Here is a 24,034-nt window from a genome sequence, read left to right as displayed (position 1 = left end):
GACGGACGCTGCGACGCAGTCAGCGGCCGACGGTCACTTCTTGCCCTGGTTGGCGACGGCCTCGGCGGCGGCCTTCGCGGCGACCGGGTCGAGGTAGCGCCCGCCCTTGGCGACGGGCTCGAAGTTCTCGTCGAGCTCGTAGACCAGCGGCTGGCCGGTGGGGATGTTCAGGCCGGGAATCTCCTCGTCGGAGATGCCGTCGAGGTACTTCACCAGCGCGCGCAGCGAGTTGCCGTGGGCCGCGATCAGGACCACCTTGCCGTCGGTCAGGTCGGGCTTGATGCCCTCCTCCCAGTACGGCAGGAAGCGCTCGACCACGTCCTTGAGGCACTCCGACTTGGGCAGCTGATCACCGAGGTCCGCGTACTGCGGATCCTGGTCCTGGCTGAACTCGCTGCCGAACTCGATCTCCGGCGGGGGAGTGTCGTAGGAGCGGCGCCAGGCCATGAACTGCTCCTCGCCGTACTTCTCGCGGATCTCCGACTTGTCCAGGCCCTGCAGAGCGCCGTAGTGGCGCTCGTTCAGGCGCCAGTCGCGCTTGACGGGGATCCAGTGCCGGTCGGCCTCGTCCAGGGCGAGGTTCGCGGTCATGATGGCGCGGCGCTGGAGGGAGGTGTGGACGACGTCCGGGAGGATGCCGGCCTCCTTCATGAGGGTGCCGCCGGCGATGGCCTCCTTCTCGCCCTTCTCGGTCAGGGCCACGTCGACCCATCCGGTGAACAGGTTCTTCGCATTCCAGTCGCTCTCGCCGTGGCGGAGCAGCACGAGTGTGTAGGTCATGGTCCCCAGGGTACGGGAGAGCCTCGAGGTCGTCGGGCGTGGTCCATTCACGCCTCGACGAGGATGGTCACCGGTCCATCGCCCGTGAGGCCGACGCGCATGTGCGCGCCGAAGCGCCCGGTCGCGACGCTCACCCCGCGCTGCCGGATCGCCTCGACGACCTGCTCCACCAGCGGCTCGGCGACCGCAGCGGGGGCCGCCCCGTTCCAGGACGGCCGCCGCCCTTTGCGCACGTCCGCGTAGAGCGTGAACTGCGAGATGACCAGCACCTGAGCGCCGGCATCGAGCACGGAGCGCTCGCCGGTGAGGAGGCGCAGCTCGCAGATCTTGCGCGCGATGGTCGCGACCTGCTCGGGACCGTCCTCGTGCGTGACGCCGACCAGAGCGACCAGTCCCTCGCCCTCGACCGCGCCGATCACCTCTCCGTCGACCTCGACCTGGGCACCATCGACTCGCTGGATCACTGCACGCATGGGCCGATCGTGGCACAGGTGCCGAACCACGTGCAGTCAGCCGGGGAGGACCGCCCTCATCCGGGCAGGATCGACCCGATCCGACGCTCCTGCGTGGGGGAGTCGTCACCGCTGTCGACGGTGTCACCGGCGTCCGGCCGATCACGCAGCGGGATGGGCTGCGTGGTCGCCTGCCCGGCTGCGGCAGCCGGGGGTTGCTGCTGCGTGGTCGCCTGGCCGGCCGCGGCAGCCGGGGACTGCGGCGGGTGCTGCTGCGCGGCCGCCGGCGGCTGCGGGGGAGCGGGACGCCTCGCGGGTGCTGCGCCGTTCGGTGCCTGGTATCCGGGCGGCACGTTCTGCTGCTGGGGCTGCGACGGCGCGGCAGTCCCGTGGGAGGGAGGCGGCTGAGCCGGGGGAGCCGGTCGCTGGCCGGTCGCCGCGGAGGGGGCGGGCCGCGCGGGCTGCGCTGCGGGCGGCTGCTGCGGCGCCGGCGGGACGCCGGTGGCGCCCCGGGGCGGGGGGCCGCTGGGGACGCTCGTGGCCGACGGGCGGGGTGGGCCGGCGTACGGTGCGGGAGAGGGCGGGGGAGCGTCCCCGGCGGCGGCCGCCATGCGGCGGGACTCCGCGGCGCGCGCCCGCTCGACCCATTCCTCGGCCACCCGCACGATCGCCTCGGTGGCCGCTTCCCACGCCGCCTCCTGCTGGCGATGGGGCCCGGTGGCCAGGGACAGCACCACGCCTGCGCAGCGCAGCGCCAGCTCGGTGGGATCCACGCGCTCGGCGAACGTCTCGTGCCAGGTGGCGATGGCCTCCTCGACGCGCTCCTGCATCGCGCGATCGATGCGCCCGGCGTTGCCGTAGTCGGCCAGGACGCTGAGATGGGCGAGCAGGCAGGCCAGGTCGTCGGCGCGGCGGCCCGGACCGACCGTGTCGATATCGAGCAGACCCACCACCTTGCCGTTCTGCACGAAGACCTGTGCCTCGTAGAAGTCGCCGTGGACCACGTCGTGGGGGCGCATGTCCATCCGCTGTTCCAGCGCCGCCAGCCCGTCGCGGATCGAGCGCACGAGCGCATCCAGCCGCGGCCCGAGGGCGGGCACCGAGGAGCCGACGATCCCGGCGTAGAACTCGACCGAGTCCGTCCACGGCGGGCGCAGCGGCAGCGGATACATCGAGGCCGGCAGCCGATCCAGCAGGGCGACCAGATCCTGGGCGGTGCACGATTCGACGCCCTCGTCGATGACGACGCGGGCCAGCGGCCGTCCGGGCAGCTCCTCGAGCACGACGAGACCGTCGTGGTGGGCGCGCACCTCGGGGACCGGGACGCCGGCGGCGAGCAGCCGCTGATGCCGGTCGACGATCTCGCCGCTGCGATGAGGCTGCATGACCTTCAGGAACACGGCCCGGTCCCCCTGACTGGCGCGCAGCACCGCGCGCCGGCCGGGACGGTAGGAGACGACGTCGATCGCGATCGGGACGTCGGGGTCGCTGCCGATCGCCACCCCGAGGTCATGGAGGGTGCGGCCGACGACGTCGGGGTAGCAGACCTGCGGGAGCATCGGCAGCCACGGGTCGTGGGGATAGCGCCAGACGCGGACGTTGATGTCGCCATCGGTCATCACCAGGGTCTGCTCGGCGACGTAGAGGTTCTTCTCACGCTCGCCGATGTGGGCGCTCGCCCCGAACAGCTCTTCCCGGGCGGGGGCCTGCGGTCCGTCCAGCTCGGGCCACGAGACCATCGTGCGGTAGAGCGCCTTCGTGCTGCGGCCGGGACGATGATCGACGTGGTCCAGCTGCCAACTGTGCAGCACACCGCCGGAGTTGCCCACGGCCGAGCGGAGCAGTCCTCCGGCTCCGGGTCCGGTGAGCAGCTCCGAGCCGTCCTGCGTGTGTGACATGGGTGTTTCTATCTGGTCCGGGTGGTCATCAGGCGCCAGCGCCTACGATGCTTGCATGGCTGATCGTACCGATAACCTCACCAGCGGTAATCTCCTCGGCATTCCGGAGACCCGTCTGCCCGACGACTTCATCGATGTCCAGGACACCGACGAGCTCGCGGAGCACGGGGAGCCGCGGGAGATCGCCGCCCGTCACCCCGAATCCCCGATGGTCTGGGCCGTCCTCGCTCAGGACGCGCTGACCGACGGCGACGAGGTCACCGCCTACGCCTTCGCCCGGACCGGCTATCACCGTGGCCTCGACGCCCTGCGCAAGGCCGGCTGGCGCGGCCAGGGTCCTGTCCCCGCCTCCCACGCGCCCAACCGCGGTTTCCTGCGGGCCCTGGCGATGCTGGGGGAGACCTCTCGCCGCATCGGCGACCAGGCCGAGGCGGACCGGGTCACCGAGTTCCTGCGCGAGGCCGATCCCAGCCTGCTGGGCTGAGCCGGCCGTCCGAGCCGAGCCGGCCTGCCGACCCAGTCGCGCCTGCCGGGCCGGTCGCGCCTGCCGGGCCGGTCGCGCCTGCCGGGCCGGTCGCGCCTGCCGGGCCGGTCGCGCCTGCCGGGCCGGTCGCGCCTGCCGGGCCGGGCCCACAGGCCCGGTCCGACGCGGCTGCGGGCCCCGTCGGGATCACGTGGGCCCCGTCGGGATCAAGGCTGTGCTTGGTACGATCCACGCGCACTTCCTTCCCGTCCTCACGGCCCACGGTGCGTCACCGCCCGTGGGCGATGTGCCGCTGTCCGTCCGTCACCACCCGTCTCCGCCCGTCTAGGAGTTGCCATGCCCGCCGTCGTGATCGTCGGAGCCCAGTGGGGTGATGAGGGGAAGGGCAAGGCCACCGATCTCCTCGGAGACAGGGTCGACTACGTCGTCAAACCCAACGGCGGCAACAACGCCGGTCACACCGTCGTCGTGGACGGCGAGAAGTTCGAGCTGAAGCTCCTGCCCGCAGGGATCCTCTCCCCGGATGTCACTCCGGTGATCGGAAACGGCGTGGTCATCAACCTCGAGGCGCTGTTCGAGGAGGTCGAGATGCTCTCCGCGCGCGGCGTGGACACGTCGCGGCTGCGCATCAGCGCCAACGCGCACATCGTCGCGCCGTACCACCAGACCCTCGACAAGGTCACCGAGCGCTTCCTGGGCAAGCGCGCGATCGGCACCACCGGGCGCGGCATCGGCCCCGCCTACATGGACAAGGTCGGTCGCCTCGGCATCCGCGTCCAGGACCTCTACGACGAGTCGATCCTGCGCCAGAAGGTCGAGGGAGCGCTGCGCCAGAAGAACGAGCTGCTGGTCAAGCTGTACAACCGTCGGTCGGTGGACATCGAGGAGGTCACGGCCTCCCTGCTGTCCTACGCCGAGCGCCTGCGCCCGATGGTCGTCGACACCACCGAGATGCTGAACTCCGCGCTGGACCGCGAGGAGGTGGTGCTGATGGAGGGCGGTCAGGCCACCTACCTCGACGTCGACCACGGCACCTACCCCTTCGTCACCAGCTCCAACCCCACCGCGGGCGGCGCCTGCACGGGCACCGGCGTCGGCCCCACCCGCATCGACCGGGTCGTCGGGATCGTCAAGGCGTACACCACCCGCGTGGGCGCCGGGCCGTTCCCCACCGAGCTCGAGGACAAGTGGGGCGAGTACCTCCAGACCACCGGCGGCGAGGTCGGCGTCAACACCGGGCGCCCGCGCCGCTGCGGCTGGTACGACGCGCTGATGATCCGTCACGCCGTGCGCATCAACGGCTTCACCGACATCGTCCTGACCAAGCTCGACGTGCTCACCGGCCTCGACGAGGTCCCGATCTGCACGGGCTACGACGTCGACGGGGTCATCCACCGCGAGATGCCGATGACCCAGACCGAGTTCCACCACGCGGTCCCCGTCTACGAGACGCTGCCCGGCTGGACCGAGGACCTCTCGCAGTGCTCCACCTTCGAGGAGCTGCCCGAGAACGCCCGCGCCTACGTCAGCCGGCTCGAGGAGCTCGCCGGGTGCCGCATCAGCACCATCGGCGTCGGCCCGGACCGCTCGGACACGATCGTCGTCCACGACCTGCTGCCGCGGGCGACGCACTGACGTGGTGACCCGCCGCACCGATCCCGACGCGGGGCGCGCGGCCCTCGCCGCCTGGGCCATGGACCCCGCCACCACCGCCCGCTCCGTGCTGGCCCCCGCCGTCCGCCACACCCTGGAACTGTTCGCCGAGGAGTTCCCCGGCGGCGCCGTCGAACTGCGCGTGCCCCCGCACGCGGCGGTCCAGGCGATCGCCGGGACGAGGCACACCCGCGGCACCCCGCCCGCCGTGGTCGAGACCGACGCCGCCACCTGGCTGGCTCTCGTCAGCGGCGAGACGACCTGGGCCGACGCCGTGGCCGACGGCCGCGTCCGCGCCAGCGGTGAACGCAGCGACCTCGCCGAGCTGCTGCCGCTGCCCGGACCCCGCCGCACCGTGCGCACCGCCCGCCAGAAGGAGACTCCATGAGCATCGCCGTCGAGATCGCCGTGCAGGACCTCGCCGGGCTCGAGGTGGCCGCGCTCGCCGGGGCCGACCGCGTCGAACTGTGCGTGGACCTCGCCAGCGGGGGCACGACGCCTCCGCCCGAACTGGTCGAGCAGTGCACCCGGCGGGCGTCCGAGCTGGTGGCCGCCGCCGACGCGAAGCCGCACTTCGACGTGCACGTCCTGATCCGTTCACGCGCGGGCCGAGTGGACTTCCTCGGCAGACCCGAAGAGTTCGTGGTCGACGCCGACGAGGTCGACCTGATGGCCGCCCAGGCCGGGGAGTCCGTCGCCGCCGGAGCCGCCGGTGTCGTGCTCGGTGCGCTGACCACCGAGGGAGCGCTCGACGTCCCCGCGATCGAGACGATCCGTGACGGTGCCCTGCGCTCCGCCCAGGCAGCTGTGCGCGGGGTGTCGCTGACCTGCCATCGCGCCGTCGACGCGATGAGCTCGCGCGAGGAGCGCGCCGAGGCCGTCACCACCCTGCTCGGCCTCGGCTTCCACCGGGTCCTCAGCTCCGGCGGCGCCGAACGTGCACTGGAGGGGGCCGACGACCTCGCCGCCATGGTCGATGCGGCGGAGGACCTGCTGGCGATCTGCGCCGGGGGAGGAGTCCGCCCGGCCGATATCGGTGACCTCGTGCGCCGCAGCGGCGTCACCGACGTGCACCTCTCCGCCCGCCGCCGCCCCGGCGCCGCGCGCGAGGACGGCGCACCCGACACCGAGACCGACCCGGCCATCGTCGCCGCCGCGGTCGAGACCGCAGGAGAGCTGTGAACACCTCCGAGATGCCCGAGAACCGCGAGATGCCCGAGAGCGCCGGGAACCACGAGAGCGCCGGGAACCACGAGGCACCCGAGAGCGCCGCGAACCCCGAGGGCGCTGAACGCCCCGCCGCCCCGGACCCGGAGGCGACGACGCTGTATGTGCGCCGCCGCCGCACACCCACGCTGGGCTTCTGGGTCGCACTCGCCCTGGCGGTGCCCGCCGTGGTCGCGCTGGTCGCCGCGCCCCTGCTGCCCCTGGAGGACGCGGGGTCCGCCCTGAACCTGGTGCTCCTGGCCGTGGTCTTCATCGGCCTGCCCCTGGCGGCCATCGCCGCTCTGGTCGATGCGATCAGGCACCGCCGGCACGGGCGACGGGACCGCTGACACACACTGCACATCCCGCCGAGGGGCCGCTGACAGCCACTGCGGATCTCGCCGAGGGGCCGCTGACCTGCCGGCCCACGAGCGCCCCGTCGGCTCGCCGAGCGACGCCGCGAGCACAGCTGCCGGGGTGTGCCATCATGGACCAGTGGCACGCGGCGACGGCAATCTCTCCCATGACCTGCTCCCCGGGGAGAAGGGCCCGCAGGATTCCTGCGGGGTCTTCGGCGTGTTCGCCCCAGGGGAGGACATCGCGAAGCTGACCTACTACGGTCTGTACGCCCTCCAGCACCGCGGCCAGGAGTCGGCAGGCATCGCCACCTCCGACGGATCCCAGATCCTGGTCTACAAGGACATGGGCCTGGTCTCGCAGGTGTTCGACGAAGCCTCCCTGGAGACGCTGCAGGGGCACATCGGGATCGGGCACACCCGCTACTCCACGACCGGCGGCTCCGTCTGGTCCAATGCCCAGCCCACGCTCGGCCCTCGGCCCGACGGCACGGTCGCCCTCGCCCACAACGGCAACATCATCAACACCGACGAGCTGCTGGCGCTGGTCGAGGAGCGCCACGGCAGGCCCCGCACCGGTGAGCTGGCGCGTGGCAACACGACCGACACCGCCCTGGTCTCCGCGCTGCTGAACACCGAGGGCACGCTCGAGAGCGCGCTGCGCGATCTCATGCCGCGACTGCACGGCGCCTACTGCTTCACCCTGCTCAGCGAGACCGCCCTGTACGCGGCACGCGACCCGCAGGGCATCCGCCCGCTGGTCCTCGGCCGCCTCGAGCGCGGCTGGGTGGTGGCCTCCGAGACCGCCGCCCTGGACATCTGCGGGGCCAGCTTCGTGCGCGAGGTCGCTCCCGGCGAGATGATCGTCATCGACGAGCAGGGGCTGCGCAGCGAACAGGTCATGGACTCGCGGCCCAAGGGCTGCGTGTTCGAGTACGCCTATCTCGCCCGTCCCGACACCCACATCGCCGGCCGTTCGGTGAACGAGGCCCGCACCGAGATGGGTCGCCGCCTCGCCCGCGAGCACCCCGTCGAAGCGGACCTCGTGATCCCCACCCCGGAATCCGGCACCCCCGCGGCCATCGGCTACGCGCAGGAGTCGGGCATCCCGTACGGCCAGGGCATGGTCAAGAACGCCTACGTCGGCCGCACGTTCATCCAGCCCAGCCAGACCATCCGGCAGCTGGGCATCCGGCTGAAGCTGAATCCGCTGCGCGAGGTCATCGAGGGCAAGCGGCTCGTGGTCGTCGACGACTCCATCGTGCGGGGCAACACCCAGCGCGCCGTGGTGCGGATGCTGCGGGAGGCCGGCGCGGCGGAGGTCCACGTCCGGATCTCCTCTCCGCCGGTGCGCTGGCCCTGCTTCTTCGGCATCGACTTCGCCTCCCGTGCCGAGCTCATCGCCAACGGGCTGGACCTCGAGGAGATCGCCCGCTCGCTCGGGGCGGACTCGCTGGGCTACATCTCCGAGGAGGGCATGGTCGCCGCCACCGAGCAGCCCGCCGATTCGCTGTGCACCGCCTGCTTCTCCGGCAAGTACCCGATGTCGCTTCCCGAGCCCGTCGCCAGGACGCAGGGGATCCTCGCTCAGCCTGATCCTGAGCTCGCCGTCGCCGGGAAGGACGCATGAACACCACCAGCGCCAGCACCAGCAGAGATGCGGATCCCGCCATCACCTATGCGGGGTCCGGGGTCGACACCGCCGCCGGCGACCGCGCGGTGGAACTGATGAAGGAAGCCGTGGCCGCCACCCACGGCCCCGAGGTGCTCGGCGGGATCGGCGCCTTCGCCGGACTCGTCGACGTCAGCGCCCTGAAGGACTACCGGCGGCCGCTGCTGGCCTCGTCGACGGACGGGGTCGGCACCAAGATCGCGATCGCCCGTGAGCTCGACGTGCACGACACCATCGGCCGCGACCTCGTCGGCATGGTCGTCGACGACATCGTGGTGGTCGGCGCCGCCCCGCTGGCCATGACCGACTACATCGCCTGCGGCAAGGTGGTTCCCGAGCGGATCGCCGACGTGGTGCGCGGGATCGCCGAGGGCTGCCGGCTCGCCGGCTGCGCGCTCGTCGGCGGCGAGACGGCCGAGCATCCGGGCCTGATGGCGCCCGAGGACTACGACGTCGCAGGCGCCGCGGTCGGTGTGGTCGAGGCCGATTCCCTGCTGGGTCCGGACCGCGTGCGCCGCGGCGATGTGGTGATCGGGATGGACGCCTCCGGTCTGCACTCGAACGGGTACTCGCTGGTGCGCGCCGTGATAGCCGCCCAGGGCCTCGGACTGCAGACGCATATCGAAGACTTCTCGCGCACGCTGGGCGAGGAGATCCTCGAACCCACCCGCATCTACGCCGCCGACGTGCTGGCAGTGCTGGCCGATCCCCGCTCCGCCGGGGCGGTCCACGCCCTCAGCCACGTCACCGGTGGCGGACTGGCCGCCAACCTCGCCCGAGTCATGCCCGCCGGGCTCGCCGCGCGCCTGGACCGCTCCACCTGGGAGCCGGGCGCGGTGTTCGCCCGGATCGCCCGGTGGGGGTCGGTGCCGCAGACAGACCTCGAAGGCACGCTGAACATGGGCATCGGGATGGTCGCCGTGGTCGACGCCGAGCAGGTGGAGGCGACCCTCGCCGTGCTCTCCGCCCGCGGCTTGGGCGCACGCGTGATCGGAGAGATCGTCGGGGAGGACTCCCTGCCGGAGCCCGGCTCACCGCTGGAGCAGGTCGTCGCCGGCGCCAAGGGAGTCGAGGGCGGATCCGTCATGCTCGCCGGTCAGCATCCCGGCTGGACCTGAGGGGCCCTGAGGAAAATGGCCGGATACGACTCGAGGGCCGACCCGGTGGGTCGACCCTCGATCATCGTCACGGTGGTGGCCAGTCCTCAGCGACGGCGTGCGGACTGCGCATCCTCATCGGCCCAGTCGTCACTGCCCTCGGCCAGGTCGTCGCCGTCAGCGCCCTCGCTCCGCTCGGACTGCAGCTCTCGCTGCAGCGCGGTGAGGTCCGTGGGCGGGCTGTAGTACTTGAGGTCCCGTGCCACCTTGGTGTGCTTGGCTTTCTGTCGGCCGCGACCCATGGAACTGACCCCCTGTGCGTCGGCTGCCGGGCCTCGTGTCAGCCCGGAAGATGGCATTGATTCGGAATCCAAGAGTACATGCATGCCCTCGCATCCCGCGAACCCCGCACCGGGAGACGTGCCCAACATCCCTTCTCCGGCCCCGTGCGCGGGGACGCGGCACAGGGCCCGTGGAGGCCGGAGCATCCACGATCTTTGGCCGGAACCGGGGCAAATGTTTGCCCGACACCGTAAGTCTGACGTCTAGGCTGACTGACCCGAGTGCCCGGCCGTAGACCGTGGCTCGTCCAGCCGGCCCCGGGGTCCTGGGCGTGCCCGAACGGTGGCCGACGCCTCCTGTGTACGAAGTCCCGCTGGAAAGGTCGCACGCCCGATGAACGGATCCACGGATCTCTCGCCTGAGAGCGAAGACCCGACGGCAGAACTGTTGACGCCGGCTCAGGTCGCCAAGATGTTCCATGTCGATCCCAAGACCGTCACCCGCTGGGCACAGTCCGGCAAACTGACCTACATGCGCACCCTCGGCGGACACCGCCGGTACCGACGGGACGAGGTCCTCGAGCTGCTGCGGGCGAGCACCGGAGCCCTATGAGCGCTGACCCGGTGCTGGGAGAGGGATATACGGCCCGGCGGATCGAGCTGGGAAGTGACTCCGAGGGCCCGGTCATCGCCACCCTGATCCATCGTGAGCCGGGCACCGGCGATGCTGAGCCGCCCACGGGCCGCCAGGTGGCTCCGGTGCTGGTCCTGCACGGCTGGTCCGACTACGTCTTCGACCGGGGTCTGCTCGAGCACCTCGGTGGCCTCGGCCACGACGTCTGGGGACTGGACCTGCGCAAGCACGGCCGCAGCCTGCTGGACGGGCAGACTCCCACGGCGATCGATCACCTCAGCCGCTACGACGAGGAGATCGGGGCAGCGCTGCGCATCATCGGCCGTGATCGGCCGCCCGTCCTGCTGGCCCACTCCACCGGCGGCCTCATCGCCGCCCTGTGGGCCCAGCGCCACCCCGGCACCCTCCGCGCGCTCGCGCTGAACTCCCCATGGCTCGAGAGTCACCTGGGCTCGGCGCCCCGCCTGCTGTTGGCGCCCGTCGTGCAGGCCGCCGCGCAGCGGCTCCAGAACAAGCCCATCCTGCCGCCGGGCACCTCCCACTTCGCACGCACCGTCCACACCCGGTACGGCGGACCGTTCGACTACGACCTCGCCCTCAAACCCGAGCGCGGGCACCGTTTCCCCGCCTCCACGCTGGCCGCCGTGCTGGACGGGCAGGCCCGGCTGGCAGCGGCGGGACCCCTCGCGATCCCCGTCCTGGTCCTGCACGCGGCCCGCTCCGCGATCGGTGTGCGCTTCCGCGAGGACATGCGCCGGGCGGACACGGTGCTCGACGTCCGCTCGATCGCCGCAGCAGCCCGACGGCTCGGACCCGACGTCCGCATCGAGGCGATCGACGGGGCCCGCCACGACGTGTTCCTCTCCGAGGACGACGCCCGCGCACGAGCCCTCGAGGTCTTGGACGACTGGCTGGAGACTGTGGCCGGCCGACCGCCTACGATGAAGGCACCCGACGGTGCCGACCCCCGCAGCAGCCCGGGCACCGGGAGCGGCGGGAAGGAGAAGCCCGATGAGCTCGGACCCGCGTGAGCTCCGCGCGCAGGCCGGCGCGCTGCGACGTGCCGCAGACCGGCTCACCCTCGTCCGGCTGCGACTGGCCAACACGATCGGTGACGTCGCCCGATCCGGGAGCGAGCCCACCCGCCGGCTCGGCGAAGATCTGCATGAGCGCTGGACCAGCGAGGTCTACCCGGAGCTCGGCCGGATCGTGAGCGGTCTGCGCAGCAGCGCCACCCAGCTCGACGAGGTCGCCACTGTGCACGAGCGCTCCAGCGGACGGCGACTGGGCGGCTACGCAGGGGCGGGCTTCCTGGGCCGCGGGGAGGAAGCGCACCGGCACGTCGGCGACGTCGCGCACTTCGTCGGCACCCAGCACGGTGCGAGCATCGGCGGCTACCCGCTGGCTCCGTCCGCACCACGTCCGTTCCTGCCGGACGTCTCCCACTCCTTGGGCACCCAGACCCCGGACTTCGACGAGGACGACGACCGGGAGTGAGGGACGCGAGAAGAAGGTGAGAGCGGGCGGAGGACTGAGGTCGGCCCCAGCGCCTGCGGCTCTCAGCGCTTGCGGTTCTTGCGGCTCTCAGTGCTTGCGGCGCTCAGCGCCTGCGGGCCGGAGCCCGCGTCATGGCCATCGCCGCCGCGACCCCGCCCGCCAGGCATGGCACTACGAACGTCGCCACCGCCAGGAGCAGCATGGCGGTCGCCGCCGCATCGCCGGCCGTCCCGAGCGCGACCAGCGCCGCCGCACCGACGGTCTCGGCGATCCCGGTCCCGCCCGGGGTGAGCGGAACCAGCGCCAGCACGCGTCCCAGGGCGAAGATCGCGAGCGTCACCAGCAGCGGGACCTCGATGCCGAGCGCCCGGATCGCCACCAGCAGCGCCAGCCACTGCACCGCCCGGGCGAGGACCGTCGGCCCGAGCAGGCCCGCGGCGCGCGTGCGCAGCAGGGCCACGAGCGCATCGCGCTGGCGCAGGATCGCTTCCGGGTCGGCCACCGGGAGCACCTGGGATACCTGCGCGACCACGGAGGCCAGAACGCTGCGGCGCATGAGCAGGGAGGCCAGGCCCAGCGTGACCAGCCCGCCCGCGACAGCAGCGAGTGCGGCCCACAGCCCACCAGGCAGGTCCGGGGCCTCTGGGCCGACCAGGGGCGTGAGGGCATAGGCCACCAGGCCGAGCAGCGGGATCCCCGCCGACGTCAGGGCCATGTCGACCAGCGACGCCGCGATCACGCCGGTGATGATCGCCTGCATGCCCAGACCGGAACGCCGCATCAGGTAGCCCAGCAGGACGGTGCCGATCATCGACCCGCCCGGCACGGCCATCCCCACCGCCTGGGAGGCGGCATGGCCCTGCACGGCGTCGCGGTACCGGGAACCACGGAAGGCGGTGCGCACCGTGGCGGACTCCAGAGCCAGGGCCACCGCCCCGAGCACCACCATCAGCGGCACCGACCAGATGGGCATCTCGGCGAAACGTCGCCCGATCTGCGCCCAGCCGGCCCCGGTCACCAGCGGCAGGCCCCAGCCCAGCAGTGCCAGGACCAGCAGCAGCGATGCGAACGCCGCAGCGATCCGCCGGCCACCCAGGCGCGGCGGGTGCTCGAGATCCAGATCTCCGGAGAGCCAGGCGGCCGGGCCGCCGGTCGTCTCGGGATCCCCGGTGAGCTCGGGGTCGCCGGCGCGCCCCCGGCCCGGGGCGGCCCCATCGCCGGGATCACCGGGGGACGGTTCACCGCGAGGGGTGGAGCCAGGGGTGATCATGCGGTGATTCTCGCATGTGGCCTGGAGGAACCGGTGAGGAAGCCGACGTATCGTGGCACCATGTCCGTCCTGATCTCTCTGCTCGTCGTCCTCCACATGATCTGCTGGGCCGTGGCCCTGGGGACCTGGGTCGCCGCCGCCCGCACCCGCGTCCCCAATCCCGGCATGTCCCATGCCGCCGCCGGGGCGCTCGTGCTCGGTCTGGTGCTGATGGTCCTGGTCCCGCTCACCGGCGATGCGAACTCCATGAAGCTCGGCATCAAGTTCCTGGTCGCGGCAGTGGCGACGGCGTTCGCCTACGTGGCCGCCTACCGCCGCGAGCAGACCCCGTCGGTGATCTGGTTCGGCATCCCCACCGCGATCATCGCCAACATCGTCATCGCCGTCTTCGTCTGAGACCCGGTCGGTCCGGGCCGGCTGGTCCCGGCCGGTTGGTCCCGGTCCGTCCGGTACCCGGCCTCTGTGGTCACTGCTCGTCGGCCCTGCCACGGTCGCGAGCCCCGGCGTCGGATCGGCGCGCAGCGTGCCGTCGTCCACACCAGGGCCGCGCCACGTGCTGACCGTCGGCCCCCGCGCCTATCCTGGTGTCCCCATGAGTTCACTTTTCGACGACCTCTCCCTGCCCGACTCCTTCCGCCGTCTGGACGGTGTGCGGGTGGCGCCGGCGAGCCCGGATCCCGCGGCAGCCGCTGAGCGCGCAGGGACAGCAGGCGAGCGCACAGGGGCCGGCGACGCCGGCGCGCCGGCGGTCAGCGCCATCGACGGCGCACCGGCAGCGGACCCCGTCCCGGACTCGCGGGGGCTCGCGGAGGTAGCGCTGGATGCGCCCCCTCTGGAGGAGCCGCCGCCGGAGGAGCCCCCGTTCGATGAGCCGCCCCACGACGAGGAACCACCTCAGGCCGCCGTGCCGCAGCCTCCGGCCCACCACGACCAGGCTCCCCACCCCGCGGACCGCGACAGCCTCGACCACATCCGTCGCGGCGCCCCGTGGGGCGGCCCGGACGCCACGCTCCTGGGTGAGCTCACCGATGACCTCAACCCCGCCCAGCGCGAGGCCGTCGAGCACCGGGGCAGCCCGCTGCTGATCGTCGCCGGTGCGGGCTCCGGCAAGACCCGCGTCCTCACCCGGCGCATCGCCCACCTGCTGCGCACCGGCGAGGCGATGCCGGGGGAGATCCTCGCCATCACCTTCACCAACAAGGCCGCCGCCGAGATGCGCGAACGCGTCGGCGAGCTCGTCGGCCCCGCGGCCCGCAGCATGTGGGTCTCCACGTTCCACAGTGCCTGCGTGCGGATCCTGCGCCGCGACGCCCAGGCCGCCGGCCTGAAGAGCTCGTTCACCATCTACGACAGCGCCGACTCCCTGCGGCTGATCACGACGATCGCCAAGGATCTGGAGCTGGACACCAAGAAGCACGCGCCGCGCATGCTGGCCTCGCGCATCTCCTCGCTGAAGAACGACCTCACCGACCCGATCGACTTCGCCGACCAGGCCGAGGCCGCGAAGAACCCCTTCGAGAAGACGCTGGCGCGGATCTACACGAACTACACCGAGCGGCTGCGCCAGGCCAACGCCGTCGACTTCGACGACCTCATCGGTCTGACGGTGACGATGCTGCGGGAGAACCCGGCGATCCGCGAGGGGTACCGGCGCCGCTTCCGGCACCTGCTGGTCGATGAGTACCAGGACACCAACACCGCCCAGTACGCCCTGGTGCGCGAACTCGTGGGGGAGGATCCCCGAGCGGATCTCACCGTGGTCGGCGACTCCGACCAGTCCATCTACGCGTTCCGCGGCGCCACGATCCGCAACATCGTCGAGTTCGAGCAGGACTTCCCCTCGGCACGCACCATCGTGCTCGAGCAGAACTACCGCTCCACCCAGCGCATCCTCTCGGCGGCGAACGCGCTGATCGAGGGCAATGAGGGCCGGCGCAAGAAGAACCTGTGGACCGACCAGGGCGACGGTGACCAGATCACTCTGTACGTCGCCGACGACGAGCAGGCCGAGGCCCGGTACATAGGGCGCCAGATCGATGCCCTGGTCGACGATGGCCGCTCCGCCGGGGACATCGCGATCTTCTACCGCGCCAACGCGCAGTCCCGCGCGCTGGAGGACCAGCTGATCCGCGTGGGCCTGCCCTACCGCGTCATCGGCGGCACCCGCTTCTACGAGCGCCGCGAGATCAAGGACGCCGTCGCCTACCTGCAGGTCCTGGCCAACCCGGCCGACGAGATCAACCTCCGTCGCATCCTCAACGTGCCCAAGCGCGGCATCGGTGACCGCGCCGAGGCCACGATCGCGATGCTCGCCGAGCGCGAACGGATCAGCTTCGGTGAGGCGCTGCGCCGGGCCGATGAGGCCCCCGGGATCGCGACGCGCTCGTTGAACGCGGTACGCAGCTTCGTCGCGATGCTCGAGGACCTCCAGGAGATGGCTCGGCGCGGGGACGGCCCGGCCGAGCTGATCGAAGCGATCCTGCAGCGCTCGGGGTACTACGCCGAGCTGCAGGGCAGCGAGGATCCGCAGGACGAATCCCGGCTCGAGAACCTCGCGGAGCTGATCAGCGTCGCCGCCGAGTTCGAGGCGCAGACGGAAGCGGCCGATGCCGCCGCCAGCGAGTTCGAGGAGGACGAGGCGGACGAGACTGAGGGGACCGCCGCACCCGAGGGCGCCGCCTCGGACCACGCCGTCCCGGATGTCGCCGTCCCGGATGTCGCCGGCCAGGACGTCACCGGAGCGGATGTCGCTCCGGACGCGGCGCTGGCGGCCCCCGAGGATCCGGACGCCTCCCTCCTGGATCGCTTCCTGGAGAAGGTGTCCCTGGTCGCCGACGCCGACCAGATCCCCGGCGCCGAGGACCAGTTCGTCACCCTCATGACGCTCCACACCGCCAAGGGACTGGAGTTCCCGGTCGTCTTCCTCACCGGCATGGAGGACGGCACGTTCCCCCACAACCGCACCCTCGGCGACCCCCAGGAGCTGGAGGAGGAGCGGCGCCTGGCCTACGTGGGCATCACCCGTGCCCGCGAGAAGCTCTACCTCACCCGCGCCCAGATGCGCGCCATGTGGGGCCAGACCCAGTTCATGCCCGCCAGCCGATTCCTCGATGAGATCCCCGAGGAGGTGCTCGACGTCGCCCGCGCCGGTTCCACCCTCAGCGGGGCCGGCTTCGGCCAGGGCTCGTCCGGGGGCTACGGGTCGGGCGGCTACGGCGGCGGCCAGCGAGGTCCCTCGTTCAGCGGCGGCCTCGGCGGCGGCCGGCGGGACGTCAGTCGCCCCAGCCTCGGATCCGGACGTGCGCCCACCCCCGCCTCGGCGATGCCGCAGCTCGCGGCCGGGGACCGCGTCACCCACGACTCCTTCGGGATGGGGACGGTCACCGAGGTCGCCGGTCAGGGCGAGAAAACCCAGGTCGAGGTGCAGTTCAAGCCGCCGAACGGGAAGAAGCGCCTGCTGCTGCGCTACGCCCCGATCACCAAGCTCTGAGTCGCGTCCTCAGGATCGACGTCTCATTCCGTACCCGACCAGGGCGAGCGTGATGGCGACCGGCCACAGCATGAACGGCACGTAGCAGACAGCCAGCATGGCGCGCTCCGCGCCGTCCATGCCCCGATCCGGCGTCCACGCCTCGGTGGCGCCGGTCCAGCTGCCGACGAACGATGCCAGCAGCGACCCGAAGATGGCGTACATGGCCACGTTCCCGGCGCCTCCGATCGCGAGCGGCACCGTGCGGGGGATGGCACGCCCGCCCAGGCCGGGAACCCGCCGGGGGAGCCGTTCGCCCCAGGGCATGATCAGCCCCAGGCACAGCCCGCCGACGACGAGCTCGACGGCGTTCAGGCCCAGCACGTACATCGTGGGCCCGGGCTGACCGCGGAACAGTTCCGCATCGGCGAAGCCGACGTCGACGCCGGCCAGCATGGCGAGCCGCCAGAGGACGGAGGGCAGCGGCAGCAGCAGGCACGCCCAACCTGCCGCGCGTGCCCAGCGGGGAGGGGGCCTGCCCGTGGCCCCCACCCTTAATAGAGAGCGGATTCCAGAACGCATGATCTGAAACCTAGCTAGGATCCCGTCCCATGGCAAGACCCGCCCGCTTCACCGAGGACGACGTGCTCGACGGGGCCGCCCGTGCCCTGCTCGACGTCGGCCCCACGGTGACCATCGCCGACGTCGCCCGAGAGATCCAGGGGCCCAGCGGATCGATCTATCACCGCTTCGCCTCGCGCGAGGAGCTGCTGGGCCGGCTATGGATCCGCTCCATCCGGCGCTTCCATGTCGGCCTGCTCGAGGCCGCCGCGCGCCCGGACCCGCGAGAGGCCGTGATCGCCTCCGCCCGGCACATCCCCGCCTTCTGCCGACGCCATCCCGCGGACGCTCGCGCGATGCTCCTGTTCAGCACCCGGCGCCTGCTCGAGACCGGACCGGCGTCGCTGCACGGGGAGGTCGCCCACCTCAACGACGACGTGGACCAGGCGCTCGAGCGGTTGGCAGAGCGGTTGTACCCGGAGCCGACCCCGCAGCGCCGCGAGCTCCTGATGGTCGCCACCCGGCTCGCGCCCTACGGGATCACGCGACCCTTCATCGCCCGCGAGATGCCCGACTGGCTCGAGGACGCCGTCGAGGCGGCGGCGACGTCGATCGCCGACCTCGGTGGTGCCCTTCACCGATAGTGCTGGTCCGGCCGGGGCCGCAGGGCCGGGACCAGGGCCGCACGGCCGGGGCCGGGACCACAGAACCAGGGCCGGGACCGGGGGCGCAGGACCGGGGGCGCACGTCCATGACCGGGACCCCGTGGCCGGGACCGGGACCGCAGGAGCGGGGGTGCACGTCTATGACCGGGGCCCGTGGCCGGGACCGTGTGGCAAAAAGGTGGAGGTGAGCGGCACCAGACCCCTCTCAGAGGAGGGCGAGTGCCGCTCAGCTACAGGTTCGTGCCGGAGGCCGGGGGTGCGGCAGGAGGATCCAGCGGGCGGGTGAGGATCGCAGTGGTGGATCGGATCGTGCCCGCCGACACGGAGTGCTCCTCGCCGGTCGGTCGGTAGCCCAACCGCTCCCAGAACCCCTGTGCCGCGTCGGCGTTCGTCCCGACGATCCCGGCGCGGAGCTGCGCGATGTCACCGCGGGCACGCAGCTGGGCTATCACGCTGTCGTGCAGCAGGCGCCCCAGACCGCTGCCCTGAGCGGCATCGTCGACCAGCAGCAGGCCGATGTGGGCGGTCTCCGGAGAGGGCCACCCGTGGATGACGTCGCACAGTCCGCGCAGTGCCCCGGAGTCGTCGCGCAGGCCGAAGACGGTCTTTGCGGAGGCCGCTGTGCCCGGCGGGCGGTCGATGAGGACGCCGTGGCCGTCGTCGCCGGCGACCGAGCGCCCTCGGGTTCGCAGCGTGTAGCCGGGGGAGCGGGCCAGAAGCGCCTGGACGTCCTCGGCGTCGTCGGCCGTCAGCGGCAGGATCGTGAAGGTCATGCCGGGCCGGGCCCGTGGTCCTCGGCCGGGTCGTCAGGGGCGGCCGGGGACCTGCGCCGGGCCAGCAGTCCGGTCGCGAAGCTGATCGCGACGATGACCAGCACCACGATCAGCACCGTCGTGAAGGGGATCTGGATGCCGGCGGCTGCGAGCACGATCCAGAAGACGAACAGGGACAGGCCGATCAGCAGGGCGTCACGCAGGGCGCGCATGAACCGCGGGACGATCTGCGCCGAGTGCACGCGCCGCTCGGCGACCGTGTAGTACGCCGCCGCGTCCTTGCGCAGACGACTCGTGTCGACCGCCGGGCGCTCGCGCGCGGTAGTCGCAGCCGGCCGGGAGGACGCGGAGCGGCGAGGTTCCTCCCGGTCTCCGTCGATGTCCCCGTGCCGGCGGGGCTCCCGCTCCCGATCGGAGGCATCGCGACGGCGAGGTTCCTCCCGAGCCCCCTCCCTCTCGCGGTCGGCGCGCCGGCGGGGCTCCTCGTCCTCCGACCGGCCCTCATCGATCGCCTTGCCGGCGGCGCGGACATAGCCGCTCGCGCGGGACGAGGCGCGCCGGGCGGCGTCACCGGCGGCGGGCGCCTGCTTGCGGGCCGTGTTGCGTGCGGCCTTCGCGTAGGTTCTCCAGTCGGCCATGGCGTCTCCTCGCCTCAGCGGTCCTCACGCGGACGGTCGTCCTCGCGCCACCGGATGTCGCCGCCCCCGCGCTGCTCGACATGGGGGCGAGGGGAGCGGGCGCGGCGGTCGTTGTAGTAGGACAGCCCGACGTTCAGGGCGAGCGTGATCGCCACGGACAGGGCGAAGCCCGCGAACGTGGAACGGACGCCCACCAGGCGCAGCACGATGAACAGTACGCCGATCGCGACCACGCTGAAGCCGAGGTGCTCGCGGATGCGTTGGGCGAGACTGCGGTTTCGTCGGCTCATCTCCGCATCGTATCCGGGGCAGCTGAACGGCAGGGGGCGGGGGAGGCGGTTTCCCGGCCCCGGGTGAGACACCGCGCACACGGGTGGCGGCCGTACGAGCCGGTGCGGCGGAAGCGATACCCTGGCCGTATTCCCAGGGGTGGCACCGAGGCCGAGTGAGGCCTGCCGCCCACTGCCGATATCGAGAGGAATGCACCCCGTGGACCTGTATGAATACCAGGCCCGCGATCTCTTCGAGAAGCACGGTGTGCCCGTGCTCGGAGGAGTCGTCGCGGAGGACCCCGCCACTGCCAAGGCTGCTGCTGAGCAGCTCGGCACCCCGGTCGTCGTCGTCAAGGCGCAGGTGAAGACCGGTGGCCGAGGCAAGGCCGGCGGCGTCAAGATCGCCAAGTCCCCCGAGGAGGCGGAGCAGAAGGCCTCCGAGATCCTCGGCATGGACATCAAGGGCCACACCGTGCATCGCGTGATGATCGCCGCCGGCGCGGAGATCGCCGAGGAGTACTACTTCTCGCTGCTGCTGGACCGGGCGAACCGCAACTACCTCGCCATGTGCTCCGTCGAGGGCGGCGTCGAGATCGAGCAGCTCGCCGTCGAGCGCCCCGAGGCCCTCGCTCGCGTGGCTGTCGACCCCAATGTCGGCATCGACGAGGCCAAGGCCGCCGAGATCGTCCAGGCCGCGAACTTCGACGAGGAGACCGCCCACAAGGTGGCCCCCGTGCTGCAGAAGCTGTGGGACGTCTACCGCGAGGAGGACGCCTCCCTGGTTGAGGTCAACCCCCTGGTCAAGACGGGCGACGGCAGCATCATCGCCCTCGACGGCAAGGTGACCCTCGACGAGAACGCCGCGTTCCGCCACGAGGACCACGCCGAACTAGTCGACGCCAGCTCCGAGGACCCGCTGGAGACCAAGGCCAAGGCGCTGGACCTCAACTACGTCAAGCTCGACGGCGAGGTCGGCATCATCGGAAACGGTGCGGGCCTGGTCATGTCCACCCTCGACGTCGTCGCCTACGCCGGTGAGCAGCACGGCGTCAAGCCCGCCAACTTCCTGGACATCGGCGGCGGCGCCTCCGCCGAGGTGATGGCCAACGGCCTGGACGTGATCCTCGGTGACGAGCAGGTCTCCGCCGTGTTCGTCAACGTCTTCGGCGGCATCACCGCCTGCGACCAGGTCGCGGGCGGCATCGTCGGCGCCCTGCAGAAGCTCGGCGACGCCGCCACCAAGCAGCTGGTGGTCCGGCTCGACGGCAACAACGTCGAGGAGGGCCGCAAGATCCTCGCCGACTTCGCCCACCCCCTCGTCACCCAGGCCGACACCATGGACGGCGGCGCCGCGAAGGTCGCCGAGCTCGCCGCCGCAGGAAAGTGAGCAACACTCGACATGTCTATCTTTCTCGATGAGAACAGCAAGGTCATCGTCCAGGGCATGACGGGCTCGGAGGGCATGAAGCACTCCCAGCGCATGCTCGACTCCGGCACGACCATCGTCGGCGGCACCAACCCGCGCAAGGCGGGCCAGACGGTCTCCTTCGAGGGCGGCCACGAGGTCCCCGTCTTCGGCACCGTCGCGGACGCCATGGAGGCCACCGGCGCCAACGTCTCGGTGGTCTTCGTGCCCCCGAAGTTCGCCAAGGCCGCCGCGATCGAGGCCATCGACGCCGGCATCGAGCTCCTGGTGATCATCACCGAGGGCATCCCGGTCAAGGATTCCGCGGAGTTCTTCAACTATGCCCAGGCCAAGGGCGGCACCCGGATCATCGGGCCGAACTGCCCCGGCGTGATCAGCCCCGGCAAGTCCAACGCGGGCATCACCCCGGCCAACATCACCGGTCCGGGCAAGCTCGGCCTGGTCTCCAAGTCCGGCACCCTGACCTACCAGATGATGTACGAGCTGGCCGACCTCGGCTTCACCACCTGCATCGGCATCGGCGGCGACCCGGTCATCGGCACCACCCACATCGACGCCCTGGAGGCGTTCGAGGCCGACCCGGACACCGTCGGCGTGGTCATGATCGGCGAGATCGGCGGAGACGCCGAGGAGCGCGCCGCGGCGTACATCAAGGACAACATGACCAAGCCCGTCGTCGGCTACGTCGCGGGCTTCACCGCCCCCGAGGGCAAGACGATGGGCCACGCCGGTGCCATCGTCTCCGGCTCCGCGGGCACCGCGCAGGCGAAGAAGGAGGCCCTCGAGGCCGCGGGGGTCAAGGTCGGCAAGACGCCGACCGAGACCGCAGACCTGATGCGCGAGATCGTCTCCGGGCTCTCCTGAGCGTGGAGCTGCCCCCACCGGGCAGCTCAGATCCTCGTCGGGGCCCGTCCTCGACCACCCGTGGCACGCCCCGGACCCGCGCGGTCCGGGGCGTGCCGCTGTGTGCGGTGGCTGTGCTCGGCGGGCGCTGCGGACGGCCATCCCGCCTGACGGACTAAGCTTGTCGCAGCTACCGCGCGCCCGCCGAGCGCGCCTACCAAGGGAGGGGCCTCGTGACCGGAGATCTCATCGACACCACCGAGATGTACCTGAAGACGGTGTTCGAGCTTCACGAGGCCGGTGTCGCCCCGATGCGTGCCCGGATCGCCGAGCGACTGGGCCACTCGGGCCCGACGGTCTCCCAGACCGTCGCCCGCATGGAGCGCGACGGTCTGCTCCATCTCGACGATCAGCGCCGCATCCGCCTGACCGAGCAGGGCACCGAGGTCGCCGTCGACGTGATGCGCAAGCACCGGCTGGCCGAGCGTCACCTGCTGGACGTGATCGGGCTGGACTACGCCCACGTCCACGAGGAGGCGTGCCGCTGGGAGCACGTGATGAGCCTCGAGGTCGAGCGGCGGCTCGCCGAGAAGCTGGAGCCGCCGTTCACCGATCCGTACGGCAACCCGATCCCGGGCCTCGCCGCCCTCGGCATCGCGGAGACCCACGCCACCACGGAGGGTAAAACCCCCGCCAATCCGCCTCTGGAGCTGCTCGAGGCCATCGCCGACGGTGGCACCGCGACGATACGGCTGGACCGGATCGGCGAACGCGTCCAGAGCGACGTGGAACTTCTCGGTGAACTCGCAGGTCAGGGCATCTTTCCCGGGGTCGAGATGCGCGCGGAGAGGGTTGCCGGGACGGTGGTTCTGCGAGGCCCGGCCGGCGGGGAGGTCGCTGTGCCCGAGATCGTCGCGACCCAGCTCCACGTGACCCCTCTTCTGGCCGGGTAAAGTCTCCGTCAAGCTCTTCCCCAGAAGCTTTCAGTTCGGCTCTCAGGGGCGCCTGTGACCCCTAGGGTCGAACACGTGCCGAGGCGGCCGAGCCTCGACATTCCCCCCGGAAGAGCCCATCGCGCACCGGGTGCGGAGTACGAGAGCTGCAGAGCGCGAGGGCCGATGCCCGGGGCTGGGAGCGAAACGTGTCGAAGACTGCGAACAACACTCACCGCCGCGCGATGCGCACGGTGACCCCTGCTGTCCGCGCCGGACGCGCCGCCGCCGGAACGGTGATGGCCGCCGGCCTGCTGCTGGGCGGTGCCGCCGCCGCGACCGCCGAGCCGCAGAACGATGCTCCGCAGGCCCCGCAGGCTGAGGGTGCCGCTCCCGCGGTCCTGCCCCCCGTGACCGCTCCCGCCGTCGGCATCCCCGCAGCCGAGTCCGCCGAGGGCGACGACGAGGCCGAGAGCGCCACCGCCGACATCGCGGACATCACCGTCGAGCTTCCCGAGCCCGAGCCGGAACCTGAGCCCGAGCCCGTCGACGAGGAGTCCGACGAGGACGCCCAGAGCGACGAGGCCCAGCAGGATTCCGAGGACGAGGGCGACCAGCAGCGCGAGAGCCGCGAGGACGAGGACGCCACCCGGTCGAACGAGCGCTCCAGCCGCGAGGACTCCGAGGACGAGCGCTCCGAGTCCGAGGACGAGGAGTCGCAGGAGTCCTCCGAGTCCGAGGAGAAATCGGCACCGGCCCCGTCGGCCGCGAAGGGCAGCTCCGTGCTGGCCACCGCCCGCTCCGGCATCGGGACGCCGTACGTGTACGGCGGTGCCTCGCCGTCCGGCTGGGACTGCTCCGGCTTCGTCCAGTGGGTCTACGCCCAGCACGGCGTCAGCCTCCCGCACAGCGCCGGTGGCCAGGCCTCGGCGGGCACCGTGATCCCCAAGTCCCAGGCCAAGCCGGGCGACCTGGTCTACAAGCCGGGCCACATCGGCATCTACGCCGGAGGCAACACCTTCGTCGACGCCGGCAACAAGCGCGTCGACACCTCCGAGCGCAACATCTACTCCGGCAGCTGGACCTACATCCGCATCGGCTGATCCGTCCCGCATCGAGCACGGCCCCGTACCACCTGGTGGTGCGGGGCCGATCTCGTCCCGGCGGTCGGGGTA

Annotated in this window: 26 protein-coding genes; 17 read left to right on the top strand and 9 right to left on the bottom strand. The window is 71.7% G+C overall.

All coding sequences use genetic code 11. The annotated features are described in order from the left end of the window. Positions 1-33: 33 nt before the first annotated feature. The 3 genes from ACFQRD_RS02150 to ACFQRD_RS02140 are packed head-to-tail and all read right to left on the bottom strand — an operon-like array spanning position 34 to position 3,130. A complete protein-coding gene (locus ACFQRD_RS02150; RefSeq protein ID WP_377016330.1) occupies positions 34-780 on the bottom strand; it encodes a phosphoglyceromutase in 747 nt (248 codons plus the stop codon). Positions 781-827: 47 nt separating this feature from the next. Continuing rightward, positions 828-1,253: a D-aminoacyl-tRNA deacylase gene (dtd, locus tag ACFQRD_RS02145; protein ID WP_377803405.1), complete on the bottom strand. Its 426-nt coding sequence runs from the start codon at positions 1,251-1,253 to the stop codon at positions 828-830. Positions 1,254-1,309: 56 nt separating this feature from the next. Continuing rightward, positions 1,310-3,130, bottom strand: coding sequence for a phosphotransferase (locus ACFQRD_RS02140; RefSeq protein ID WP_377803404.1), 1,821 nt, complete (start codon positions 3,128-3,130; stop codon positions 1,310-1,312). Between the two features lie 55 nt (positions 3,131-3,185). On the opposite strand from ACFQRD_RS02140, the gene ACFQRD_RS02135 reads away from it, so the two are divergent. From ACFQRD_RS02135 to purM, 7 genes are all read left to right on the top strand, one after another. Further along, on the top strand, positions 3,186-3,614 hold the full coding sequence (locus ACFQRD_RS02135; RefSeq protein WP_377803403.1) for a DUF3151 domain-containing protein: 429 nt from the start codon (positions 3,186-3,188) through the stop codon (positions 3,612-3,614). Between the two features lie 336 nt (positions 3,615-3,950). Beyond that, positions 3,951-5,249, top strand: coding sequence for an adenylosuccinate synthase (locus ACFQRD_RS02130; protein WP_377016338.1), 1,299 nt, complete (start codon positions 3,951-3,953; stop codon positions 5,247-5,249). Between the two features lies 1 nt (position 5,250). Further along, positions 5,251-5,655, top strand: coding sequence for a sterol carrier family protein (locus tag ACFQRD_RS02125; RefSeq protein WP_377793340.1), 405 nt, complete (start codon positions 5,251-5,253; stop codon positions 5,653-5,655). Further along, the gene (locus ACFQRD_RS02120; protein ID WP_377793339.1) at positions 5,652-6,449 is read left to right on the top strand and encodes a copper homeostasis protein CutC; all 798 of its coding nucleotides are present in this window, start codon (positions 5,652-5,654) and stop codon (positions 6,447-6,449) included. Before ACFQRD_RS02125 ends, ACFQRD_RS02120 begins: the two co-directional genes overlap by 4 nt. After that, positions 6,446-6,823 carry a hypothetical protein gene (locus ACFQRD_RS02115; RefSeq protein ID WP_377803402.1) on the top strand — a complete coding sequence of 126 codons (378 nt, stop codon included), beginning with the start codon at positions 6,446-6,448 and terminating at the stop codon, positions 6,821-6,823. Before ACFQRD_RS02120 ends, ACFQRD_RS02115 begins: the two co-directional genes overlap by 4 nt. 145 nt (positions 6,824-6,968) lie before the next feature. Beyond that, positions 6,969-8,459: an amidophosphoribosyltransferase gene (gene purF, locus ACFQRD_RS02110; protein WP_377016346.1), complete on the top strand. Its 1,491-nt coding sequence runs from the start codon at positions 6,969-6,971 to the stop codon at positions 8,457-8,459. After that, positions 8,456-9,619: a phosphoribosylformylglycinamidine cyclo-ligase gene (gene purM / locus ACFQRD_RS02105; protein WP_377793336.1), complete on the top strand. Its 1,164-nt coding sequence runs from the start codon at positions 8,456-8,458 to the stop codon at positions 9,617-9,619. Before purF ends, purM begins: the two co-directional genes overlap by 4 nt. Positions 9,620-9,705: 86 nt before the next feature. Here the strand turns inward: purM and ACFQRD_RS02100 are convergent, their stop codons facing one another. Further along, entirely contained in the window at positions 9,706-9,900 is a 195-nt protein-coding gene (locus tag ACFQRD_RS02100) for a DUF3073 domain-containing protein (RefSeq protein WP_377016350.1), read from the bottom strand. 373 nt (positions 9,901-10,273) lie between these two features. Here ACFQRD_RS02100 and ACFQRD_RS02095 point away from each other — a divergent pair, with 373 nt between their 5' ends. From ACFQRD_RS02095 to ACFQRD_RS02085, 3 genes are read left to right on the top strand one after another with little or no spacing between them, the layout of a single operon-like run. After that, positions 10,274-10,492: a BldC family transcriptional regulator gene (locus ACFQRD_RS02095; RefSeq protein WP_377016352.1), complete on the top strand. Its 219-nt coding sequence runs from the start codon at positions 10,274-10,276 to the stop codon at positions 10,490-10,492. Next, positions 10,489-11,544: an alpha/beta hydrolase gene (locus ACFQRD_RS02090; RefSeq protein ID WP_377803401.1), complete on the top strand. Its 1,056-nt coding sequence runs from the start codon at positions 10,489-10,491 to the stop codon at positions 11,542-11,544. The genes ACFQRD_RS02095 and ACFQRD_RS02090 overlap by 4 nt, the downstream gene beginning before the upstream one ends. Next, entirely contained in the window at positions 11,525-12,010 is a 486-nt protein-coding gene (locus ACFQRD_RS02085; protein ID WP_377016356.1) for a hypothetical protein, read from the top strand. Before ACFQRD_RS02090 ends, ACFQRD_RS02085 begins: the two co-directional genes overlap by 20 nt. Before the next feature lie 103 nt (positions 12,011-12,113). Here the strand turns inward: ACFQRD_RS02085 and ACFQRD_RS02080 are convergent, their stop codons facing one another. Continuing rightward, positions 12,114-13,280 (bottom strand): YbhN family protein, encoded by a 1,167-nt coding sequence (locus ACFQRD_RS02080; protein ID WP_377803400.1) that lies wholly within the window; start codon positions 13,278-13,280, stop codon positions 12,114-12,116. A gap of 60 nt (positions 13,281-13,340) precedes the next feature. Between ACFQRD_RS02080 and ACFQRD_RS02075 the strand changes: the two genes are divergently transcribed. After that, complete coding sequence (locus ACFQRD_RS02075; protein ID WP_377803399.1) at positions 13,341-13,676, top strand: hypothetical protein; 336 nt, start codon at positions 13,341-13,343, stop codon at positions 13,674-13,676. 196 nt (positions 13,677-13,872) lie between these two features. Beyond that, positions 13,873-16,770, top strand: a complete 2,898-nt coding sequence (locus ACFQRD_RS02070; RefSeq protein WP_377803398.1) for a UvrD-helicase domain-containing protein — start codon at positions 13,873-13,875, stop codon at positions 16,768-16,770. A gap of 9 nt (positions 16,771-16,779) precedes the next feature. On the opposite strand, the gene ACFQRD_RS02065 is transcribed toward ACFQRD_RS02070, so the two are convergent. After that, on the bottom strand, positions 16,780-17,331 hold the full coding sequence (locus tag ACFQRD_RS02065) for a hypothetical protein (RefSeq protein WP_377803397.1): 552 nt from the start codon (positions 17,329-17,331) through the stop codon (positions 16,780-16,782). 29 nt (positions 17,332-17,360) lie between these two features. On the opposite strand from ACFQRD_RS02065, the gene ACFQRD_RS02060 reads away from it, so the two are divergent. After that, the gene (locus ACFQRD_RS02060) at positions 17,361-17,954 is read left to right on the top strand and encodes a TetR/AcrR family transcriptional regulator (RefSeq protein WP_377803396.1); all 594 of its coding nucleotides are present in this window, start codon (positions 17,361-17,363) and stop codon (positions 17,952-17,954) included. Positions 17,955-18,205: 251 nt separating this feature from the next. On the opposite strand, the gene ACFQRD_RS02055 is transcribed toward ACFQRD_RS02060, so the two are convergent. The 3 genes from ACFQRD_RS02055 to ACFQRD_RS02045 are packed head-to-tail and all read right to left on the bottom strand — an operon-like array spanning position 18,206 to position 19,676. Beyond that, positions 18,206-18,748 (bottom strand): GNAT family N-acetyltransferase, encoded by a 543-nt coding sequence (locus ACFQRD_RS02055; protein ID WP_377803395.1) that lies wholly within the window; start codon positions 18,746-18,748, stop codon positions 18,206-18,208. Then, entirely contained in the window at positions 18,745-19,386 is a 642-nt protein-coding gene (locus ACFQRD_RS02050) for a hypothetical protein (RefSeq protein ID WP_377803394.1), read from the bottom strand. Before ACFQRD_RS02050 ends, ACFQRD_RS02055 begins: the two co-directional genes overlap by 4 nt. Positions 19,387-19,400: 14 nt before the next feature. Continuing rightward, the gene (locus ACFQRD_RS02045; RefSeq protein ID WP_377020251.1) at positions 19,401-19,676 is read right to left on the bottom strand and encodes a hypothetical protein; all 276 of its coding nucleotides are present in this window, start codon (positions 19,674-19,676) and stop codon (positions 19,401-19,403) included. Positions 19,677-19,875: 199 nt separating this feature from the next. Between ACFQRD_RS02045 and sucC the strand changes: the two genes are divergently transcribed. From sucC to ACFQRD_RS02025, 4 genes are all read left to right on the top strand, one after another. Beyond that, complete coding sequence (gene sucC, locus ACFQRD_RS02040) at positions 19,876-21,045, top strand: ADP-forming succinate--CoA ligase subunit beta (protein ID WP_377803393.1); 1,170 nt, start codon at positions 19,876-19,878, stop codon at positions 21,043-21,045. Positions 21,046-21,057: 12 nt separating this feature from the next. Then, complete coding sequence (gene sucD / locus ACFQRD_RS02035) at positions 21,058-21,948, top strand: succinate--CoA ligase subunit alpha (RefSeq protein ID WP_377020253.1); 891 nt, start codon at positions 21,058-21,060, stop codon at positions 21,946-21,948. A 212-nt stretch (positions 21,949-22,160) separates the two neighbouring features. Then, positions 22,161-22,880 carry a metal-dependent transcriptional regulator gene (locus ACFQRD_RS02030; RefSeq protein ID WP_377803392.1) on the top strand — a complete coding sequence of 240 codons (720 nt, stop codon included), beginning with the start codon at positions 22,161-22,163 and terminating at the stop codon, positions 22,878-22,880. A 188-nt stretch (positions 22,881-23,068) separates the two neighbouring features. Then, positions 23,069-23,962: a C40 family peptidase gene (locus ACFQRD_RS02025; RefSeq protein ID WP_377803391.1), complete on the top strand. Its 894-nt coding sequence runs from the start codon at positions 23,069-23,071 to the stop codon at positions 23,960-23,962. Positions 23,963-24,034: the final 72 nt, after the last annotated feature.

Origin of the sequence: Brachybacterium sp. GCM10030268 (assembly GCF_042666305.1) — a bacterium.
Taxonomy (GTDB): domain Bacteria; phylum Actinomycetota; class Actinomycetes; order Actinomycetales; family Dermabacteraceae; genus Brachybacterium.
The sequence above is the reverse complement of the archived record's forward strand: the minus strand, read 5'-3'. Positions and strand labels throughout refer to the sequence as shown.

Bases quoted from the DNA above. Each gene is read 5' to 3' on its own strand.
- ACFQRD_RS02150 (WP_377016330.1), bottom strand. From the start codon at position 780: ATGACCTACACACTCGTGCTGCTCCGCCACGGCGAGAGCGACTGGAAT.
- dtd (WP_377803405.1), bottom strand. From the start codon at position 1,253: ATGCGTGCAGTGATCCAGCGAGTCGATGGTGCCCAGGTCGAGGTCGAC.
- ACFQRD_RS02140 (WP_377803404.1), bottom strand. From the start codon at position 3,130: ATGTCACACACGCAGGACGGCTCGGAGCTGCTCACCGGACCCGGAGCC.
- ACFQRD_RS02135 (WP_377803403.1), top strand. From the start codon at position 3,186: ATGGCTGATCGTACCGATAACCTCACCAGCGGTAATCTCCTCGGCATT.
- ACFQRD_RS02130 (WP_377016338.1), top strand. From the start codon at position 3,951: ATGCCCGCCGTCGTGATCGTCGGAGCCCAGTGGGGTGATGAGGGGAAG.
- ACFQRD_RS02120 (WP_377793339.1), top strand. From the start codon at position 5,652: ATGAGCATCGCCGTCGAGATCGCCGTGCAGGACCTCGCCGGGCTCGAG.
- purM (WP_377793336.1), top strand. From the start codon at position 8,456: ATGAACACCACCAGCGCCAGCACCAGCAGAGATGCGGATCCCGCCATC.
- ACFQRD_RS02100 (WP_377016350.1), bottom strand. From the start codon at position 9,900: ATGGGTCGCGGCCGACAGAAAGCCAAGCACACCAAGGTGGCACGGGAC.
- ACFQRD_RS02095 (WP_377016352.1), top strand. From the start codon at position 10,274: ATGAACGGATCCACGGATCTCTCGCCTGAGAGCGAAGACCCGACGGCA.
- ACFQRD_RS02090 (WP_377803401.1), top strand. From the start codon at position 10,489: ATGAGCGCTGACCCGGTGCTGGGAGAGGGATATACGGCCCGGCGGATC.
- ACFQRD_RS02085 (WP_377016356.1), top strand. From the start codon at position 11,525: ATGAGCTCGGACCCGCGTGAGCTCCGCGCGCAGGCCGGCGCGCTGCGA.
- ACFQRD_RS02080 (WP_377803400.1), bottom strand. From the start codon at position 13,280: ATGATCACCCCTGGCTCCACCCCTCGCGGTGAACCGTCCCCCGGTGAT.
- ACFQRD_RS02075 (WP_377803399.1), top strand. From the start codon at position 13,341: ATGTCCGTCCTGATCTCTCTGCTCGTCGTCCTCCACATGATCTGCTGG.
- ACFQRD_RS02070 (WP_377803398.1), top strand. From the start codon at position 13,873: ATGAGTTCACTTTTCGACGACCTCTCCCTGCCCGACTCCTTCCGCCGT.
- ACFQRD_RS02065 (WP_377803397.1), bottom strand. From the start codon at position 17,331: ATGCGTTCTGGAATCCGCTCTCTATTAAGGGTGGGGGCCACGGGCAGG.
- ACFQRD_RS02060 (WP_377803396.1), top strand. From the start codon at position 17,361: ATGGCAAGACCCGCCCGCTTCACCGAGGACGACGTGCTCGACGGGGCC.
- ACFQRD_RS02055 (WP_377803395.1), bottom strand. From the start codon at position 18,748: ATGACCTTCACGATCCTGCCGCTGACGGCCGACGACGCCGAGGACGTC.
- ACFQRD_RS02050 (WP_377803394.1), bottom strand. From the start codon at position 19,386: ATGGCCGACTGGAGAACCTACGCGAAGGCCGCACGCAACACGGCCCGC.
- ACFQRD_RS02045 (WP_377020251.1), bottom strand. From the start codon at position 19,676: ATGAGCCGACGAAACCGCAGTCTCGCCCAACGCATCCGCGAGCACCTC.
- sucD (WP_377020253.1), top strand. From the start codon at position 21,058: ATGTCTATCTTTCTCGATGAGAACAGCAAGGTCATCGTCCAGGGCATG.